Below are 17321 nucleotides of genomic sequence, written 5' to 3' on the forward strand. Positions count from 1 at the left end.
GCCACGGCGCAGCAGCTCCAGCCCGGGATAGGCGGCCTTGAGGGCCTGCTCCGCCTGGTCGAGACGCCCGAGCAGGGCGTCGTTGCGGGAGAGGTCGAAGGCCGAGAGATTCAGTTCGGCCCGCAGCAGGAACCAGCTGCGCCCCTCCTCGTCCCGGCTCACCAGCCAGCCCTGATCCAGGGTCAGGGGGGTGGCGGCCTGCCCCTGCACCCCGGCCCGGGTCAGCAGCAGGGGATCTTGCTGCCACTCGGCGCGGGAGACGCCGCCGAAGGGGCTGTAGATCTGGCCGAGCACCCACTGGCTCCAGGCCTCTGGGCCCGCAGCCAGCCTGGTCCGGCTGGCCTCGTCGAGCCGCTGCCAGGCGTAATCGTGCTGATAGGCCTGCCAGGCACCGGCCAGCTCGGGCTGGGCACCGCGCACCGCGTCAAGCTCGGGCAGGGCGGCCAGGGCCTTAGCCCACTGCGCCGCCGCAGGGCGGCCATCCTGGTCCGGGGGCAGGCTCAGCATCCAGATCAGCTGACGGTCGAGCTGTCGCAGCAGCCCCTGTTGCAGGGCCGGATCCAGCGCAGCACGCTCGCTGTGGGGCAGCAGATCCATCAGGCTGGTGTTGATGCGGCTCGTGCTCAGCTGCCAGCCGAGCAGGGCCAGGGCCAGCAGGCAGAGCAGCAGCCAGAGCCGGGCGAGCCGGCGCCAGTTTCCCTCGCTCAGGCCCGCCGCTGAGTGCAGCGGGGAGTGATGGCCACGACTGCGCTGATCAGGGAGCAAAATGAGCCTGCTCCTCGGCGCCGAGCGGCAGGGTCACCCCTTGCCAGTCAGAGAAGCGGATCCGGGTCTCATCCCCCTGGCGATCCGTTATCAGCAGCCGTTCCAGCCGATGGCCCCCCTTCAGCATCAGGCGGGAGAACACCTTGTCCAGGGGGGCCGCCAGCGGGGTCAGCCCCAGGCGCCAGCCCTGTTCATCTGAGGAGAAATCGAGGGCGAAGTAGCGGGCCAGGGCCTGCTCATCGGAACCGAACAGCGCCAGCAGCATGGTGCTGAACTCCAGCAGCTGGGGGCTGTCAATGATCTGCGCCGGCCCCTGGCCCACCTGCTGGCGCATGCGCTGGGCCGTCAGGCTCAGTGCCAGCTCGAAGGGCTGTTGCTGATGCCACCAGAGCCCCTGGCCGCGCACCAGCAGCAGCTCGCCGCTGGCCTTCAGCGGCTGGGCCAGTCCTTCCACCTGTTTCTCCTGCTCAAAATGCGCCCGCTGGGCCGGCTCGGCGCTCAGCAGCTCCCGCACCTCGGCCTGGGTCATGGGCAAGGCCAGTGCAGCCAGCGGTAGCAGCAACAGGCAGGCACAGAGCCAGCCTTGTACTCCCTTCATCAAGACCCCCTTCATTCATCGACTCCCAGCCTGTCGAGCAGCACCCGGGGCGAGGCGAGGCACATCTCGCCGCTCTCCTTGCTCACCGCCACCTGGATGCTGTAACCCTTGCTGGTGCGCACGCCGCTCCCGGCATCGAACAGCTCATACTCTATCTTGAGGCGGTTCTGATACTCCCGCAGCTGCGCCACCACCCGCACCTTCTGGCCAAAGCGCAGGGGCGCCATGTACTTGAGGCGCAAGTCGATGACGGGCCAGAGATAGCCGGAGGCCTCCATCTGGGGGTAGTTGTAATCAATAGTCTCGAGCAGGGCGCAGCGGGCCAGCTCGATATAGCGCACGTAATGGCCATGCCAGGCCACCGCCATCATGTCCACGTCGTGAAACGGGATTTCGATCTCGATGCTGTGGCTGATCATCCAGGACTCATGCTGCATCGGAAACCTCGATACCTTGGCTTGTCATCCAGAGTTCAGCTTGCATCGCGCGCCTCCTCATAGAGCGGATAGTGGCGCCCCTGCAGCCGGACGATCAGGGCCCTGAGCTCCTGCTCCAGGGGTCTGTCTTCCACCAGGGCCGGATGATGCTCCCGCACCGCCAGCACCATCTCCCGCAGCGCCGGGCTCAGGGCGGCCAGGGAGCCCCCCATGGCCAGTCGCAGCTCCACCCCCTGCACTGCCGCCAGCAGGCAGGCGGCCCCCACCTGCTCGGTCAGGGTCAGCACCCGCAGGGCGTCCCGCGCCGCTATGGTGCCCATGCTCACCTTGTCCTGGTTGTGGCACTCGGTGGAGCGGGAGAAGACGCTGGCCGGCATGGTCAGCTTGAGGGCCTCGGCAGTCCAGGCGGAGACCCCGATCTGCACCGCCTTGAAGCCGTGGTTGATCATGCGCCGCTCGCCGCTGGCACCGGACAGGTTGCTCGGCAGGCCGCCGTTGAACTTGATGTCCACCAGTTGGGCCAGCTGGCGATCGAGCAGATCGGCCAGGTTGGCCACCGCCGTCTTCATGCTGTCCATGGCCATGGCGATGTGGCCGCCATAGAAGTGGCCGCCGTGCATCACATGCTCCCCCTCTCCGTCGATGAGGGGGTTGTCATTGGCGCTGTTGAGTTCGTTTTCGATGAGCTGGCGCCACCAGGGCAGGCTGTCGGCCACCACCCCGATGACGTGGGGGGCGCAGCGCAGGGAGTATCTGTCCTGCAGCCGGTCGCTGTGGCGGGGCAGCTCGCCCGCCACCAGATCCGCCCTCAGCCAGGCCGCGATCCCCTGCATGCCGGGATGGGGCTTGGCCGCAAACAGCCTCTCGTCGAAGTGGAAGGCATTGCCCCCCATGGCGACGCTGACCAGGGCGGTGATCCGGGTCGCCAGCTTCATCAGGTATTCGGTGCGGGCATAGGCGAGGCAGGCCAGCGCCGTCATCACCGAGGTACCGTTCATCAGCGCCAGCCCCTCTTTTGGCCTCAGCACCAGGGGGGTGATGCCGAGGGCGTCATAGACCTCGGCCGTGCTGGCCAGCTGGCCATCCCGATAGAGTTCGCGCTCCCCCACCAGCACGGCGGCCACGTAGGAGAGCGGGGTAAGATCGCCACTGGCGCCGACAGAGCCCTCTTCGGGGATGCGGGGGACGAGATCCTGCTCCAGCAGCCAGCAGAGCCGGGCCAGCAAGGCCGGGCTCACCCCGGAGACCCCCTGGGCCAGGGAGCAGAGCCGGGTCGCCAGCACGGCGCGCCCCGCCTCCAGGCTCAGATTTTCCCCCAGGCCACAGCCGTGAAAACGGGTCAGGTGCAGGGGCAGCTCGGCCACCAGGGCCGGGGGCACGGCCCGGGTCACAGAGTCGCCATAGCCAGTGGTCACCCCATAGATGACCCCCTCGTCTGCCAGCAGCCTGTCGAGAAAATCGGCGCCCCGCTGGATGCGGGCGGTGAAGGCGGGATCCGGGTTGAGCTCGGGGCGGGCGCGGCGCCGGGCCAGGGCCACCACCTGCTCTATGGTGAGGGGGCCGGCGCCGAAGGTGACCTTGTCCAGGCCGTCATGGGCCTGGCGGGACGGGGTGGAATCACTGTTCATCATGAGTTAGCTGCCAGAAATCGAAGAAGTTGAACCAGTCCAGCGGCGCCTGCAGGCAGTGGTGCTGCAACCTGTCCGCATAGGCCTGTACCCAGTGGCGCAGCGCCGCCTCCCGCTCGGCGCGCGGCAACCACAGCCGCTCGGCGAAGGGCTCGAAGTGGACCCGAAAACGCCCCTGCTCCTTGAGGCCAAACATCAGGTATACGGGGCAGGCCAGCACGCTCGCCAGGGCGAAGGGGCCCAGGGGGAAGGGGGCCGGGGCGCCGAGAAAGTCGGCCCAGACCACCCGTTTTTCCCGGGTGACCGAGGTGCGATCGCCGACAATCACCACCCACTCCCCCGCCTCTATCTTCTCCTTGAGCAGGATGGCGGTGTCCGCCCCCATCTCCTGCACCTGGATAAGATTGAGACCTGATCCCGGGTTGATCTGCTGGAGCAGAGCGTTGAAGCGGGCCGCATGACGGGTGAACACCAGGGCGTTGATGCGCACCTGGCCAAGGCGGGTGCCGAGGGCGCGGCACAGTTCGAGATCCCCCAGGTGGGAGCCCAGCAGCAGCAGGCCCTGACCGTTTCGGATCGCCGCCTCGTGGTGCTCGCGCCCCACCAGCTCGACCCGCTCCGGGGCTATGTCACCGCGCCAGCCCGCCAGCTTGTCCAGGGCCGCCTCGCCAAAGCGCAGGAAGTGGCGAAAGCTCGACCTTGGCTCCTCGGGCAGACGGACCCCCTCGGTCGCCGCGAAGGCCTCGAGCCGCGCCAGATACTGCTCGGAGGCCGCGCGCTGGCGGCGCCCGGTCAGCCAGAAATAGCCGATCACCGGATAGAGCAGGGCCCCAAAGCCCCGCCGCCCGAGCAGCCGATAGCTGGCCAGCATGATCTGCAAGCCCAGCAGGCTGCCTCGTTCCGGTGTGCGTGACCAGTGTCGGCGCCCCCACTGGAACCAGGTCTCTCTCGGCCGCCCCGGCAGGCTGCCACCCTCCTGCTCCGGCGTGCGTGACCCGTGTCTGCATGACCCAAGCGCCCGACCCTGCCGCCAGAGCCGGGCAGGCCATCCCAGCCCCTTGCCCACGAGATCCCACAGCAGGCGGCACACCAGCCGGGTGTGCATCCAGGAGATGGCCAGGTTGTCCTGCCAAAGCCGGAAGTGAGAGCTGCCATCGGCGGGATAGGTGACCCGGGTCGGCACGAAGCGCATGGGCACCCCGCGCCAATGGAGACGCACCATCACCTCGGTGTCGAAATCCATCCGCCGGCCGAGTCGCACCTCGCCAAGCAGGGCGCAGCTGGCCGCCACCGGGTAGACCCGAAAGCCGCACATGCTGTCCTCGATGGCAAAGGAGAGGGTCTCTATCCAGACCCAGACATGGGTGACATAGCGACCATAGAGACGCCCCCTGGGCACGGAATCATCATAGCGGGGGCGACCGGACACCAGGGCCTCGGGATGGGCCTTCGCCTCCTCGAGCAGGCGCGGCACGTCACCGAGATCGTGCTGACCATCCGCATCCAGTTGCAGGGCATGGCTGAATCCCGCCGCCCTCGCGGCCATGAGGCCGCTCATCACGGCGGCGCCCTTGCCCCGGTTCTCGGGGTGGCGCAGCAGGGTGAGCCAGTCCCCGTGCTCCCCCGCCAGGGCATCCAGGGCGGCGGCGGCGACGGGTTCGCTGCCATCGTCGATCAGCAGGCAGGGCAGCCCCATGGGCTTGAGGCTGGCCAGCACCCCGGCCAGGGGGCGCGCATGGTTGTAACAGGGGATGATGATGCAGGGCGTCAGGGACATAGGGCCACCCGTCCGCTGCTGACGTGCTCGCCCGCCACCTTGTAGCCAAACAGCAACTGGCCCTTGTCGGCCAGCCAGCTGAGGTGCAGCTCGCACTCCTGGCCCGGGCGCAGGGGGCGCTGGAACTTGAGCTGACTCATGCCGCCAAAGGCGCCATCAACCCCCGGCAGCAGGCGGCCATAGTGCATGGCCCAGTGTACCTGGGTCACCCCGGGCAGCAGGGGGGCGCCGGGAAAATGGCCGTGAAACCAGGGCAGCTCGGGGTCAAGGCGCAGGCGCAGCACCAGGCCATCCGGGGTCGGGGTCTGTTCCAGCAGGGTTGGCAGGGCACTCGGTGACATGGGGGCTCCGGTTTCGTGTCTCTCTTCCCGTTCGGGCTGGGCTCTGTCTGTCGGCGCCGTTGCGGCAACGGGGACCTCGTCGAACAATGTCTTCAGCTCGGACCCGAGACGCTTGCCTTGACGGTTCGGGATGGGCAAGGCGGTGTCCGTCATGGGCTCGGCTCCCGTACCGGGTAACGGCAGCGGGGCCTCGTCGAACAATGCCTTCAGCTCGGACCAGGGACGCTTGCCTTGACTGTTGAGGGGCAAGGCGTCCAGGCAGCGCACCCGGCGCGGCAGGGCCACCGGCTCGAGCCAGGGTCGCAGCTGCTCGCGCAGGGCGATGAGAAAGCGCCCGGGCCCAAGGGCCTGCCACTGGGCTCGCCCCTGCCGGCTCAGCACCAGCACGGCGCCAAGCTGCTGTCGGCGACCCAATGTGAGGGACAGCACGGCCGCCTCCGTCACCCAGGGCAGGGCCCGCAGTCGCCCCTCCACCTCATCGAGGGAGACCCGTTTCTCCTCGAGCTTCACCAGCCGATCCCCCCGCCCCAGCAGCGCAAAGCCCTGCCCAGCCAGGCGGATCCGATCGCCGCAGAGCAGCGGCTCGTCGTCGGGCAGGAAGGGGGAGCGCAGCAACAGGCGATCCTCGTCCGCCACAGACACCCGGATCCCCGGCATGGGCTGCCAGGGGGTGTCGGCCGTTTGGCTCTGACGCCAGGCGATGCCGCCGGTCTCGCTGCTGCCAAACACCTCCAGCGGCAGGACGCCAAACAGTTGCGCCGCCCGCCGGGCATGGTCCAGGGCCAGGGGCCCCCCCGAGGAGACCAGCAGGCAGCAGCCGGGCGCCTTGAGCCCGGGATCCAGCCGGCTGAGCAGGGCCGGGGAGGCAATCAGCGCCCACTTGCCCCCCTGGGCCGCCAGCTGCTCCGGATAGCGGGCCAGGGTGCGGCTGAAGGGCAGCCCCAGGACGAGGGGCAGCAGGATGCGAAACAACAGGCCATAGATGTGCTGATGGCTGACGCTCGCCAGCAGGCGCGCCCCCGCCAGCGTCTCGCCCCAGCGCGTCACCAGGACCCTGAGCTCGGCCTCGAGCTGATGCCAGGCCTTGGGGATCGCCTTGGGCTCCCCGGTGGAGCCCGAGGTAAACAGGGTCAGCGTCAGGGCACCGGGGGCCGGCCAGGGCTCGATGCTCTCTGGCATCTCGTCCAGAGGCAGTCGCAGCCAGGGGTGGTCGCACCCCTCCCCCAGGGTCTCGCTGTCGGTCAGCACGGCATCGAACGCAGCGCCGAGCTCGGCCAGGGCGGCCGGGCGCTGGTGGCCGGGCAGCACGGCCTCGCGCCCCGTCAGGGCGCAGGCGAGCAGGGCCTGTGCAAACAGCAGGCTGTCCTCGAAACACAGGGCCCAGCGCCGGGCAGGCAAGGAGACCATCCGCTCGGCCAGGGCCTGGGCCCCCAGGCGCAGCTCGCCCAGCCCATGGCTCCCTTGCGGGCCGAAGGCCACCTCCTGATCGGGGTCCCGCCCCCAGATGAGGGCGAGCAGGCTGCCTTGATCACTCATGGACAAAGCTCCGTTTGACCCGCAGTCGCACCAGGTATTCCCCCCCCATCAGCAGTCCCATCAGCAGATAGCTGATGAGGCCGTTGTAGAGGCTCCAGAGCGCGAGATCCCCGTGCCAGATGGTGGCGGCAGCCAGGGCGCCATTGACCAGGAAGAAGCCGCACCAGACCCGGGTAACCGTGCGGGTGTAGCGCACCCCGGCCGGGGGCAGTTCGGGATCGGTCAGGCGGGCGAGCCGCTCCACCAGGCTCATGGGCTGACCCAGGCTCCAGCCAAACAGGCCAAGCAGGGCCAGGGAGACGGCGAGGGGGTAATAGAGCAGCCAGTGCTGGGCGGAGAACAGGGCGCTCAGGGCGGTCAGCAACAGGCCGATGCAGGCGAGCAGGCGCCCGAGCAGCAGCCACTCACGGACAGGCGCGGCCCCGGGCAGCAGGCGCAGGGCGAAGGTGACCAGCAGGAGGACGAGCAGGGCAGAGCCGCCCCAGCGGGTCAACCCCCAGTAGACGGCCAGGGGATAGGCCAGCAGCAGCCCCCCCGCCAGCAGGGATAACAGGCGCATCATGGCAGGCTCGGGCCCGCCGCCGCGCCCCTTGGGTGCGATTCAGGCATCGGCCAGCAGGCGTTCCACCGCCTCGACCACGTCGGCCACGGAGCGCACCGACTTGAACTCCTCGGGCTTGATCTTCTTGCCGGTGAGCTTTTGCAGGTGCACCACCAGATCGATGGCGTCTATGCTGTCGAGCTCCAGATCCTGATAGAGCTGGGCCTCTGGGGTCACCGCATCCTCGTCAACCTCGAACAGGTTTACCAGGGCGGCCTTCACCTGCGCAAAAATCTCGTCTCTGTTCATCTTCATCTCTCCGAAAGGGACTCAGGCCTGGGCCTGTACCAGGGCCACTAGGGCATCGACGCTGGCAAAATGACGACGGGTATTCTCGTCATCGGCGGAGAGCACTATGCCAAAGCGGCTCTTGATGGCGAGCCCCAGCTCCAGCGCATCGATGGAGTCCAGCCCCAGGCCGTCGCCAAACAGGGGAGCCTGGCTGTCGATATCATCCGGGGTCAGCCCCTCCAGGTTGAGGCTGTCGATGATGAGTTGTTTTATCTCTTGTTGCAGGTCTTGCATGACGATTCCATATGCTGTCATTGGGTCCCGGGTTGCAGGACCCGGGTGAGAAATCGGGTTAACTGGCGGGCGGCCAGGGCGCTGCTTGCTTCCCCCTCGATCACCTCGGCGACGCTGACCTGTGGCAGAAATTCCAGGGTGAAGTGCGGCTTGTGCCGCGGCACCCGAAACCACTTGTCCTGTTTGGTCAGGAAGCGCTCGCTGCAGTGGATGCGCACCGGTTGTATCGGCACCTGGCTGCGCACCGCGAGCTGGGCCGCCCCCCGTTGCAGCCGGATAGGTTGACCCGGGGTGGTGCGGGTTCCCTCGGGGAACACCAGCAGCAGACCGCCGTGGCGCACCCGCTCGATACACAGGGGCAGCAGGCGCTCGGCCTCCACGTTGGCGATGTAATCGGCCGCGCGCACCACGCCGCCGAGGAAGGGATTATGCCACAGAGCCTGCTTGACGATGCAGTCGCATGCCGGCAGCTCGGCGGCCAGCATCACATAATCGAGCAGGCTGGGGTGATTGGCCACCACCAGAGCGCCCCGCAGCCCCCTTGGCATGCCGATCACCCGGTAGTCGAGCACCCCCAGTCCCTTGAGCAGCCCCATGAAGAGTCGAAAGCTCTGCTTGATGCTGGCCTGGGCCAGGGTGCGGCGTCTGGAGCCCCGCAGGCAGAGCGCCAGCAGGGGGAACCAGCAGAGGGTGAGCAGCAGGCCCCCCACGCCGAACAGGGCAAAGCCGAGCCCGGTGCCAAACAGGCGCCAGAGCCGGTTCAGTCGCGCCGCCATGACCACTCCTGACGTCCATCCCCCAGCAGACACGCCTCCTGACTCAGCAGGTGGGCGCGCCAGAACGCCAGGGGCTGGCTCAGCGCGGGGGGCTGGCTCGCCGCCCTCGCCCCCTCGCAGCGCCAGTGCGCAGCGGCGTCAGGGTCACCCTGCCCCCCCAGCACGAGCGCGACGGCATGGGGAGGCGTCTGGGCCAGCCAGGGGTGGTGAAAGGCCGGGATCTCCCCTTCGAAGGCGACCAGCAGCACCCGGCGCTGGCCGGCCCCCAGGTTCGCCACCGCCTCGGTCAGCCCCGCCATCAGGCTCGCCTCCCCCGCCGCCAGCGAGCTCATGGCCAGGGTCGCCTTGCCCTGGATGGAGCAGATCCCCGCCGCCGTGTTGTGTACCGACATGGAGAAATCCGTGGGCGAGAGGGCCTTGCCCGCCGCCAGCCCCTGGAGCAGGCTCATGGAGCGCGCCAGCTCGCCGTGACGGCTGACAAACACGGCGCTGTCGACGGGGTGGCGCGCCAGCATCGTCAGCCCCAGCTGCACCGCGAGACGGGATCCGGCGCTCAGGCGACGGGCCATCATCATGGGCAGCAAGGGGGTGGCCGGCAGGGGGGCGGCGCCGGGCCAGACGCCCGACTCGGCCCACTGGTGCCAAGACGCGGCCTCACTCAGGCCGGGAGAGAGCGCCTGCGCATCAAGGAGTGAAAATGAGAGCATGATGGCGACCTTCCGTCCTTGTTCGGCGCTATGGGTGATGAAAGGGGTCAATCCGGTTACCGGGCGTCAGCCGACGGGACAGGGCACGCGAATAACGAGGCCGCCACGGATGTCATAAATTCGGCGGGCATCATAGCATTATTTCCCCGGAATAATAGAAGGCAGATCATATAACTCATTGTCTACAGTCATCTTTTATTGAAAAACACCCAATAATGGTGTCTCATTGCCGCGCTTCATAAGAAACCTATGTAGGGAAACGACAATGCACAAGATGACCAAATCGGCGCTGCTGCTCGGCTGCGTCCTGCTCGCCGCCTGCTCCACCAGCCAGCCGGTCCGCAACCTGGCGGCCAATCAGGTCAATTTCACCCTCAATGAGGAGCAGGTCGGCAATGCCATTCTCAATGGCGGCCTGAGCAAGGGCTGGGTCATGAAAAAAGAACAGCCCGGTCTGATCCGCGGCCAATTGAACGTACGCCAGCACCAGGCGGTGATCAATATTCCCTATACCGCTCATGACTATTCCATCAATTATGTCAGCAGCATCAACCTCGATGATAACGGCAAGGGTGCCATCCACCGCAGCTATAACCGCTGGATCAACGGGCTGAATCAGGCCATCCAGATCGAACTCTCCCGCACCAGCCACCAATAAGAGCGAACCCGCCTCGTGAAACATTATCAGGGCGAGGCTCATGACGCCCTCGCCGCCATCAGTCAGGCCCAGCGCATCGCCTTCGGTCCCATGTTGTTTCAGGCGAGCTGGTGCCTGCGCGAAACCGGCGTGCTCGCCTATCTGGAGCGCTGTGGCCGCCAGGGTGCCACCACGGCCGAGATAGCCGGGGCCTGCTCCCTCAGTGAATACGGGGTCGGCGTGCTGCTCGACATGGGCCTTGGCGGCGGACTCTGTCACCTGGAAGGGGAACGCTATGTGCTCGGCAAGGTCGGTCGCTACCTGCAAAACGACCCCATGACCCGGGTCAACATGGATTTCACCCAGCACGTCTGCTATGCCCCCCTCGCCCACCTGCTCACCGCCATCCGGGAAGGCAGGCCTGAGGGGCTCAAGGTGTTCAACCCCGACTGGGAGACCATCTATCCCCACCTGGATGACCTGCCGGAACCGGCGCGGGCCAGTTGGTTCGCCTTCGATCACTTCTACTCGGACTGGGCCTTCCAGCAGGCCCAGGACAAGGTCTTCGGCTACGAGCCCGCCACCCTCTATGACGTGGGCGGCAACACCGGCAAGTGGGCCATTTCCTGCGCGACCCGGGATCCCGCCCTGCGGGTCACCATCCTGGATCTGCCCGAGCAGCTCGCCCTGGCCCGTCCCAGGATTGCCCAGGCCGGGGTGGCGGACAGGGTCAGCGGCCATCCGGTCAACATGCTCGAGGCCGAGGGGCCCCTGCCCGGCGAGGCGGATATCTGGTGGATGAGTCAGTTCCTCGACTGCTTCAGTCACCCGCAGATCGTCGCCATCCTCACCCGTATCCGCCGCCACATGAAACCAGGCGCCAGGGTCTGCATCCTGGAGCTGTTCTGGGACAGGCAGAGCTTCGAGGCGGCGAGCTTCAGCCTCAATGCCACCTCCCTCTATTTCACCGCCATCGCCAACGGCAACAGCCGCTTCTACCACTCCAAGCAGATGTACCAGTGCCTGCGCGAGGCCGGTTTCCACGTGGAGGCCGAGCACGAGATCCCGGGCCCCGGCCACACCCTGCTGGTTGCCCGCCCCCTCCCCGGGGGGCAATAATGCCTCAGCCCTTAACGAGGAGGTTGGAATGCGTCATTTATCCCTGAGTCACCCATCCCTGATGGCGCTGCTCGCCGGCCTGGTTCTGGCCGGTTGCGCCGACGTCAAGGAGGCTGGCCGCACCATAGGCCACACCACCAAGCAGGTGACCCGCGACATTGGCCACACCACCCGGGATGTTACCCGTGAGATAGGTCACGGCACCCGGGATGCGGTCAAGCAGGTCGGCGAGGAACTGAGCGACTGACAACAGGGGCCCTGGCCCCTGTTGTCATGAGGACGCACTGAGCGGCAGCCATCATGGGCTCGACATCAGAGCGTGACGACACAGCCATGTTGAAAACACATGTTGAAAACAATGGATTGATACATTGCTGCCGATTCGCGCCGAGGCGATGGCAGTCAACCCAGCGTATTTGGTCTGGATGAATAACAAACCCATTCATCCACGGCGGCAGCCCATTAATGAGACTGCTGTCTTTGCACCCCGTAATAATTCAATATGCAGTGATGGTCGACCATTATGTAGATCCATTTTAAATGGATCATAAATATCGTCGGCGATCACCCAGCCAATAATAAAACATAGCGTCTGACCTTCTGTATCCCGCATTTCAGATGATGCCGTCCGTTATTTCCTCATCAATTGAAGGAAACGGATGACCCTGCTTTTCAATCAAGATAAGGATGCATGATGAAAAAGTCCCTGCTGGCCGGCGCCCTGCTGCTCTGCCCCGCCGCCTTTGCCGCCACCCCGCACTGGGAATACAGCGGCGAGGCCGGCCCGGCGAAATGGGCCAGCCTGACCCCGGAATATGGCCAGTGCGCCGGCAGCAACCAGTCGCCGGTCAACCTCTCGGGTCTGGTGGAGGCCGAGCTGGCGCCGTTGCAGTTCCACTACCTGCCGGGCGGCAAGACGCTGGTCAACAACGGCCATACGGTGCAGGTCGACTATGCCCCCGGCAGCAGCCTGGAGCTCGATGGCATGCACTTCGAGCTCAAGCAGTTCCACTTCCACGCCCCCAGCGAAAACCTCATCGAGGGCAGATCCTATCCGCTTGAGGGACATCTGGTGCATGCCAACGCCAAGGGGGAGCTGGCGGTGGTGGCCGTGATGTTCGAGCCAGGTCAGGCCAACCCGGCCCTGAGCCAGGCTTGGCAGGTGCTGCCAGCCAAGGCGGGAGAGATCCACGCCTTCAAGGAACCGATCTCGGCGGAGCAGTTGCTGCCCGCCCAGCGCGACTACTACCGCTTCAGCGGCTCCCTGACCACACCGCCCTGCTCGGAAGGGGTGCGCTGGCTGGTGATGAAGCAGCCGGTGCAGGTGCGCCAGGCCCAGATCGACGCCTTCAAGGCGGTGATGCACCACCCCAACAACCGACCCGTCCAGCCCCTCAACGGACGACTGGTGCTGCAATAACGCCCCCGGCAACTCACAAAGCCGAGATGAAAAAAGAGGGCCCGTGGGCCCTCTTTTATGTTGCGACAGCGGATCACAGGCTGGCGGCGATGCGCGCGCCCAGCGCGGCGTTGTTCAGCACCAGCTGGATATTCGCCGCCAGGGAGTTGCCACCGGTCAGCTCGCACAGCCGGGCCAATCGTTACAGGCTGGCAGCAATCTTTGCCCCCAGCGCCGCGTTGTTGAGCACCAGCTGGATATTGGCCGCCAGCGAGTTGCCGCCGGTCAGCTCGCACACCCGAGCCAGCAGGAAGGGAGTGGACGCCTTGCCCTTGACCCCCTGCTCGTCCGCTTCCCGCAGCGCCTGGGCAATGGCGGCGTCTATGTCGGCCTTGGGCATGGCAAACTGGGTCGGGATGGGGTTCGCCACCACGGCGCCACCGGCCAGCCCCAGCTCCCACTTCAGACGCAGCGCCTGCGCGATCGCCGCCGGGGTGTCGAGGCGGTAATCCACCTTGAAGCCGCTCTCCCGGGTGTAGAAGGCGGGCAGCTCCTCGGTCTGGTAGCCGATGACCGGCACGCCCTGGGTCTCCAGGTACTCCAGGGTCAGACCGATGTCGAGGATGGACTTGGCGCCGGCACAGACCACGGCCACCGGGGTCTGGGCAAACTCCTGCAGGTCGGCGGAGATGTCGAAGGTCTCCTGGGCGCCGCGGTGCACGCCGCCGATGCCGCCGGTGGCGAACACCCGGATCCCCGCCATGGCGGCGATGATCATGGTGGAGGCCACCGTGGTCGCCCCCAGCCCCTTGTTGGCCAGCACGAAGGGGATGTCGCGACGGCTGCACTTGGTGGCGGCGTGGCCGGCACGGCCCAGCGCCTCCAGGGCCCCCTCATCCAGACCCACCTTGAGGCGGCCATCTATGATGGCGATGGTGGCCGGCACGGCGCCGTTGTCCCGCACCACCTGCTCCACCTGGCGCGCCGTCTCCACGTTCTGCGGATAGGGCATGCCGTGGGAGATGATGGTGGACTCCAGGGCAACGACGGGTTTGCCGGCGGCCAGGGCTTCGGCGACGACAGGTTGGATATCGAGGTAAGGGTTCAACATGGGTACTCCTCCAGCATGCGTTCAACGGCGGCCTTGGATAGGCCGGAAAAGACGGTATCGGAACAATTGACGGTGAGGGCGGCGCAGCCGAGGGCGAACCGGGTCGCCTCCATGATGCCCTGCTCCTGCAACCAGGCGTGGGCCAGCCCTGCCATGAAGGCATCGCCGCCGCCGGTCACGTTGACGACAGGGCTGCCGAGCACGGGCAGATGGCCCTGGCAGGCCCCGTCGCTGTAGAAGATCCCCTGATCGCCGAGGCTCAGGAACAGCCGCTGCACCCCGGCGCGGTGGAACCAGGCCGCCGCCATGGGCCAGGTGTCCGGCCCGGCGATGTGCAAGCCGCACAGCTGCTCCGCCTCGCTGCGGTTCGGCTTGAGGGTGTGGATGCGGTGCAGCCAGGGGCGGATCTTCTCCACCTTGGCCACAGAGACGGTGTCCACGAAGATGGTGTGCTCCCCCTGGCGCTCGAACAGCCAGTCCAGGGTGTGGGTGGCGAGGTTGGTGTCGAGCACCCAGAGCCGGGCCGCGCCTAGAAATCCGCTCAAGGGAGCAAGCCGGGCCGGGGTGAGCTGCTCGATGATCCCCATGTCGTTGACGGCGCAGCTCATCTCGCCGCTGCCATCGTGCAGGCTGAGGTAGCAGGAGGTGGCCTCGCCGTCCAGCACCAGCACCTGGCGCACGTCGACCCCGGCGCGCTGGCTCACTTCCAGCAGGTGGTGGCCGTACTGATCGTTGCCCACCGCGGTCAGCAGCCGGGTGTCGGTGCCAAGGCGCGCCAGGTTCTCGGCGATGTTGCGCCCCACCCCGCCGGCGGAGGTGCGCACCCGGCCCGGGTTGGAGTCGCCGATGCGCAGGTTGTCGTGGCTGCTACCGCAGATATCCATGTTGGCGCCGCCGATCACCACGGCGTAGGGCCCTTCGCGCAGCACATAGCCGCGCCCCTGCACATAGCCCTGGCGCATCAGGCTGGAGATGTGGCTCGCCAGCGCAGAGCGGCTGATGCCGAGTCTGTCCGCCAGCTCCTGCTGGGCAATCATGGGATCTTGGCGCAGCAGGGCGAGGATCTCTTGCTCACGTTCCGTCATAGACAAACTTCCAATTACAAACGTTTGTCTATTATTTACGGAAAACGTTTTACCGCCATCCTCTCGTGCAAGAAATGTCGGGTCAGCCACAAAAAAATCACCGGGCAAGCCCGGTGATCCTCAATGCAACATGGACGGCGCACTCAGCTCAGTTGCACCCAGACCGCGCCACCCTCCAGCCGCACCGGCCAGCAGGTAACCCGCAGCGCAGGATCGTCCAGGCAGCGGCCATCCATCAGGGCGTAGCGCTGCTTGTACAGCGGCGAGGCGACCACGGGCTCCCCCCCTATGTCCCCGAGGATGCCCCGGGAGAGCAGGGTCACACCGGAGGCGGGATCCCTGTCGTCGAGCACATAGACCCTCTCCCCGAGCAGGAAGACGGCAAGCTGGCGCTCCCCTATCCGGGCGCTACGGCCCTGGCCGGGCAGCAGGCTGGTCAGGGGGCAGAGGGCTAACCAGGTGGCTTGTTGTGTCATATCAACTCCTTGATGGCGATCTCCGGGGTGAAGGGGGCGGGGGCCTCCTCGCGGGGCGCCATGGCAGGCACCCACTGGCCGCGCTCCTCCCGTCTGGGCGGGGTGGTGGCGGGTTCTTCATCCAGGAAGGCCTTGAACAGCGCCACCTTGTCCGGGTCGGCCAATGTGCTCTTCCACTCGCACTGCCAGGTGCCGACGATGGCCGCCATCCGGGCTTCCAGCTCGGCCCCCAGTCCCAGGCTGTCCTCGATGATCACCGCCTTGAGGTAGTCGAGCCCCCCTTCCATGTTCTCCATCCAGACCGAGGTGCGCTGCAGCCTGTCGCCGGTGCGCACATAGAACATCAGCAGCCGGTCTATGTAGCGGATCAGGGTCGCCTCGTCGAGGTCGCTGGCGAACAGGTCGGCGTGACGGGGCCGCATGCCGCCGTTGCCGCACACATAGAGGTTCCAGCCCCGCTCGGTGGCGATGACCCCTATGTCCTTGCTCTGGGCCTCGGCGCACTCCCGGGTGCAGCCGGAGACAGCAAACTTCAGCTTGTGGGGGGCCCGCAGCCCCTTGTAGCGGTGCTCCAGGGTCTGGGTCAGGGCCATGGAGTCCTGCACCCCGTAGCGGCACCAGGTGGAGCCGACACAGGATTTCACGGTGCGCACCGACTTGCCATAGGCCTGGCCGGTCTCGAAGCCCGCCGCGATGAGCTCGCCCCAGATATCCGGCAGCTGATCGACCCGGGCGCCGAACAAGTCGATGCGCTGGCCGCCGGTGATCTTGGTGTAGAGCCCGTATTTGCGCGCCACCTCCCCGATGGTGATGAGGCCGTCCGGGGTGATCTCCCCCCCCGGGATGCGCGGCACCACGGAATAGGTGCCGTCCTTTTGCAGGTTGGCGAGGAAGGCGTCGTTGGTGTCCTGCAAGGCCCGGTGGGGCTTCTCCAGCACGTGCTCGTTCCACAGCGACGCCAGTATGGAGGCCACCGTCGGCTTGCAGATGTCGCACCCCAGCCCCTGGCCATGCCTGTCCCTGAGCTCGTCGAAGGTGCGGATCTCCTCGACCCTGGCCAGGTGATAGAGCTGCTGGCGGCTGTAGGCGAAGTGCTCGCACAGGCTGTGATCCGCCTCTACCCCCATCTCGGCCAGGGCCTGGTCCACCACCTGCTTGAGCAGGTTGCCGCAGCCGCCGCAGCCGGTGCCCGCCTTGGTACAGGACTTGATGGCGGCCACATCCTGGTTGCCGGCCCGCACCGCCGCCACCACGGCCCCCTTGCTGACGTTGTGACAGGAACAGATGAGGGCGCTGTCCGGCAGCGCCATGGGGGCCGCGCTCTGGGCCCCCTCGGCCACCAGCAGCGAGAGGGCGGGCTCGGGCAGGGGCAGGGCGTTCTGGTAGTACTGGAGCAGGCGATCATAATCGGTGCCATCCCCCACCAGGATGGCGCCGAGCAGCCGCTTGCCCTCGCCATCGGTCACCAGCTTCTTGTAGATGCCGTTGACCCTGTCCAGCAGCAGCAGCTCCTGGGCCCCCTCGGTGCTGCCATGGCCATCGCCGATGGCCCCCACGTCCACCCCCATCAGCTTGAGCTTGGTGGACATGTCGGCCCCGGCGAAACGGGTCTCGCCGCCGCACAGGGTCGCCACCGCGGCCCGGGCCATCTGGTAGCCGGGGGCCACCAGGCCGAAGATGCGCCCCTGCCAGAGGGCGCACTCGCCGATGGCCAGGATGGCGGGATCCGAGCTGTGGCAGCCGTCGTCGATGCAGATGCCGCCGCGCTCGCCGACGGCCAGGCCGGATTGGCGGGCCAGGGCG

Annotated in this window: 18 protein-coding genes and 2 pseudogenes; 4 read left to right on the forward strand and 16 right to left on the reverse strand. The window is 66.9% G+C overall.

What is annotated here, in order from left to right; all coding sequences use genetic code 11:
- The 11 genes and pseudogenes from BN1119_RS14760 to BN1119_RS14810 all read right to left on the reverse strand — a co-directional run.
- Positions 1 to 765 (reverse strand): annotated as a pseudogene (locus BN1119_RS14760) (MMPL family transporter); the annotation flags it as partial.
- Positions 755 to 1363: an outer membrane lipoprotein carrier protein LolA gene (locus BN1119_RS14765; protein WP_041999567.1), complete on the reverse strand. Its 609-nt coding sequence runs from the start codon at positions 1361 to 1363 to the stop codon at positions 755 to 757. The gene BN1119_RS14765 and the pseudogene BN1119_RS14760, both read right to left, overlap by 11 nt.
- Before the next feature lie 11 nt (positions 1364 to 1374).
- Positions 1375 to 1800 carry an acyl-CoA thioesterase gene (locus BN1119_RS14770; RefSeq protein WP_041999570.1) on the reverse strand — a complete coding sequence of 142 codons (426 nt, stop codon included), beginning with the start codon at positions 1798 to 1800 and terminating at the stop codon, positions 1375 to 1377.
- A gap of 35 nt (positions 1801 to 1835) precedes the next feature.
- Positions 1836 to 3428: an HAL/PAL/TAL family ammonia-lyase gene (locus BN1119_RS14775; protein ID WP_084205500.1), complete on the reverse strand. Its 1593-nt coding sequence runs from the start codon at positions 3426 to 3428 to the stop codon at positions 1836 to 1838.
- The gene (locus BN1119_RS14780; RefSeq protein WP_041999612.1) at positions 3418 to 5199 is read right to left on the reverse strand and encodes a glycosyltransferase family 2 protein; all 1782 of its coding nucleotides are present in this window, start codon (positions 5197 to 5199) and stop codon (positions 3418 to 3420) included. Before BN1119_RS14780 ends, BN1119_RS14775 begins: the two co-directional genes overlap by 11 nt.
- Positions 5196 to 7082: an ApeI family dehydratase gene (locus BN1119_RS14785; RefSeq protein WP_041999575.1), complete on the reverse strand. Its 1887-nt coding sequence runs from the start codon at positions 7080 to 7082 to the stop codon at positions 5196 to 5198. The genes BN1119_RS14780 and BN1119_RS14785 overlap by 4 nt, the downstream gene beginning before the upstream one ends.
- Positions 7075 to 7644 carry a COG4648 family protein gene (locus BN1119_RS14790; protein ID WP_041999577.1) on the reverse strand — a complete coding sequence of 190 codons (570 nt, stop codon included), beginning with the start codon at positions 7642 to 7644 and terminating at the stop codon, positions 7075 to 7077. Before BN1119_RS14790 ends, BN1119_RS14785 begins: the two co-directional genes overlap by 8 nt.
- A gap of 39 nt (positions 7645 to 7683) precedes the next feature.
- Positions 7684 to 7932 carry an acyl carrier protein gene (locus BN1119_RS14795; RefSeq protein WP_041999614.1) on the reverse strand — a complete coding sequence of 83 codons (249 nt, stop codon included), beginning with the start codon at positions 7930 to 7932 and terminating at the stop codon, positions 7684 to 7686.
- Between the two features lie 21 nt (positions 7933 to 7953).
- A complete protein-coding gene (locus tag BN1119_RS14800; protein ID WP_041999580.1) occupies positions 7954 to 8208 on the reverse strand; it encodes a phosphopantetheine-binding protein in 255 nt (84 codons plus the stop codon).
- Between the two features lie 17 nt (positions 8209 to 8225).
- Positions 8226 to 8984, reverse strand: coding sequence for a lysophospholipid acyltransferase family protein (locus BN1119_RS14805; protein WP_041999583.1), 759 nt, complete (start codon positions 8982 to 8984; stop codon positions 8226 to 8228).
- On the reverse strand, positions 8969 to 9691 hold the full coding sequence (locus BN1119_RS14810; protein ID WP_041999586.1) for a beta-ketoacyl synthase chain length factor: 723 nt from the start codon (positions 9689 to 9691) through the stop codon (positions 8969 to 8971). Before BN1119_RS14810 ends, BN1119_RS14805 begins: the two co-directional genes overlap by 16 nt.
- Before the next feature lie 265 nt (positions 9692 to 9956).
- Here BN1119_RS14810 and BN1119_RS14815 point away from each other — a divergent pair, with 265 nt between their 5' ends.
- The 4 genes from BN1119_RS14815 to BN1119_RS14830 all read left to right on the forward strand — a co-directional run bounded on the left by BN1119_RS14815 (position 9957) and on the right by BN1119_RS14830 (position 12867).
- Positions 9957 to 10349: a hypothetical protein gene (locus BN1119_RS14815; RefSeq protein WP_041999589.1), complete on the forward strand. Its 393-nt coding sequence runs from the start codon at positions 9957 to 9959 to the stop codon at positions 10347 to 10349.
- 15 nt (positions 10350 to 10364) lie between these two features.
- Positions 10365 to 11447 carry a methyltransferase gene (locus BN1119_RS14820; protein ID WP_041999592.1) on the forward strand — a complete coding sequence of 361 codons (1083 nt, stop codon included), beginning with the start codon at positions 10365 to 10367 and terminating at the stop codon, positions 11445 to 11447.
- Positions 11448 to 11475: 28 nt separating this feature from the next.
- The gene (locus BN1119_RS14825) at positions 11476 to 11694 is read left to right on the forward strand and encodes a hypothetical protein (RefSeq protein WP_041999595.1); all 219 of its coding nucleotides are present in this window, start codon (positions 11476 to 11478) and stop codon (positions 11692 to 11694) included.
- A gap of 447 nt (positions 11695 to 12141) precedes the next feature.
- Positions 12142 to 12867, forward strand: a complete 726-nt coding sequence (locus tag BN1119_RS14830; RefSeq protein WP_041999597.1) for a carbonic anhydrase — start codon at positions 12142 to 12144, stop codon at positions 12865 to 12867.
- A gap of 73 nt (positions 12868 to 12940) precedes the next feature.
- On the opposite strand, the pseudogene BN1119_RS20185 reads toward BN1119_RS14830, so the two are convergent.
- The 5 genes and pseudogenes from BN1119_RS20185 to nirB all read right to left on the reverse strand — a co-directional run.
- Positions 12941 to 13045, reverse strand: a pseudogene (locus tag BN1119_RS20185) (pseudouridine-5'-phosphate glycosidase); the annotation flags it as partial.
- A 3-nt stretch (positions 13046 to 13048) separates the two neighbouring features.
- Positions 13049 to 13957 (reverse strand): pseudouridine-5'-phosphate glycosidase, encoded by a 909-nt coding sequence (locus tag BN1119_RS14835; protein ID WP_041999600.1) that lies wholly within the window; start codon positions 13955 to 13957, stop codon positions 13049 to 13051.
- A complete protein-coding gene (locus tag BN1119_RS14840) occupies positions 13951 to 15042 on the reverse strand; it encodes a PfkB family carbohydrate kinase (RefSeq protein ID WP_041999603.1) in 1092 nt (363 codons plus the stop codon). The genes BN1119_RS14835 and BN1119_RS14840 overlap by 7 nt, the downstream gene beginning before the upstream one ends.
- 143 nt (positions 15043 to 15185) lie before the next feature.
- A complete protein-coding gene (nirD, locus tag BN1119_RS14845; RefSeq protein WP_041999606.1) occupies positions 15186 to 15518 on the reverse strand; it encodes a nitrite reductase small subunit NirD in 333 nt (110 codons plus the stop codon).
- On the reverse strand, positions 15515 to 17321 hold a 1807-nt coding region (nirB, locus tag BN1119_RS14850; RefSeq protein ID WP_041999609.1), incomplete at its 5' end, for a nitrite reductase large subunit NirB. The genes nirB and nirD, both read right to left, overlap by 4 nt.

Source organism: Aeromonas bivalvium (assembly GCF_000819765.1).
In the GTDB taxonomy this organism is placed as follows: domain Bacteria; phylum Pseudomonadota; class Gammaproteobacteria; order Enterobacterales; family Aeromonadaceae; genus Aeromonas; species Aeromonas bivalvium.

What these genes read in the sequence shown, in the direction of transcription:
- BN1119_RS14765 (WP_041999567.1), bottom strand. Translation starts at nt 1,363, where the DNA reads ATGAAGGGAGTACAAGGCTGGCTCTGTGCCTGCCTGTTGCTGCTACCG.
- BN1119_RS14770 (WP_041999570.1), bottom strand. Translation starts at nt 1,800, where the DNA reads ATGCAGCATGAGTCCTGGATGATCAGCCACAGCATCGAGATCGAAATC.
- BN1119_RS14775 (WP_084205500.1), bottom strand. Translation starts at nt 3,428, where the DNA reads ATGAACAGTGATTCCACCCCGTCCCGCCAGGCCCATGACGGCCTGGAC.
- BN1119_RS14785 (WP_041999575.1), bottom strand. Translation starts at nt 7,082, where the DNA reads ATGAGTGATCAAGGCAGCCTGCTCGCCCTCATCTGGGGGCGGGACCCC.
- BN1119_RS14790 (WP_041999577.1), bottom strand. Translation starts at nt 7,644, where the DNA reads ATGATGCGCCTGTTATCCCTGCTGGCGGGGGGGCTGCTGCTGGCCTAT.
- BN1119_RS14795 (WP_041999614.1), bottom strand. Translation starts at nt 7,932, where the DNA reads ATGAACAGAGACGAGATTTTTGCGCAGGTGAAGGCCGCCCTGGTAAAC.
- BN1119_RS14800 (WP_041999580.1), bottom strand. Translation starts at nt 8,208, where the DNA reads ATGCAAGACCTGCAACAAGAGATAAAACAACTCATCATCGACAGCCTC.
- BN1119_RS14805 (WP_041999583.1), bottom strand. Translation starts at nt 8,984, where the DNA reads ATGGCGGCGCGACTGAACCGGCTCTGGCGCCTGTTTGGCACCGGGCTC.
- BN1119_RS14810 (WP_041999586.1), bottom strand. Translation starts at nt 9,691, where the DNA reads ATGCTCTCATTTTCACTCCTTGATGCGCAGGCGCTCTCTCCCGGCCTG.
- BN1119_RS14815 (WP_041999589.1), top strand. Translation starts at nt 9,957, where the DNA reads ATGCACAAGATGACCAAATCGGCGCTGCTGCTCGGCTGCGTCCTGCTC.
- BN1119_RS14825 (WP_041999595.1), top strand. Translation starts at nt 11,476, where the DNA reads ATGCGTCATTTATCCCTGAGTCACCCATCCCTGATGGCGCTGCTCGCC.
- BN1119_RS14830 (WP_041999597.1), top strand. Translation starts at nt 12,142, where the DNA reads ATGAAAAAGTCCCTGCTGGCCGGCGCCCTGCTGCTCTGCCCCGCCGCC.
- BN1119_RS14835 (WP_041999600.1), bottom strand. Translation starts at nt 13,957, where the DNA reads ATGTTGAACCCTTACCTCGATATCCAACCTGTCGTCGCCGAAGCCCTG.
- BN1119_RS14840 (WP_041999603.1), bottom strand. Translation starts at nt 15,042, where the DNA reads ATGACGGAACGTGAGCAAGAGATCCTCGCCCTGCTGCGCCAAGATCCC.
- nirD (WP_041999606.1), bottom strand. Translation starts at nt 15,518, where the DNA reads ATGACACAACAAGCCACCTGGTTAGCCCTCTGCCCCCTGACCAGCCTG.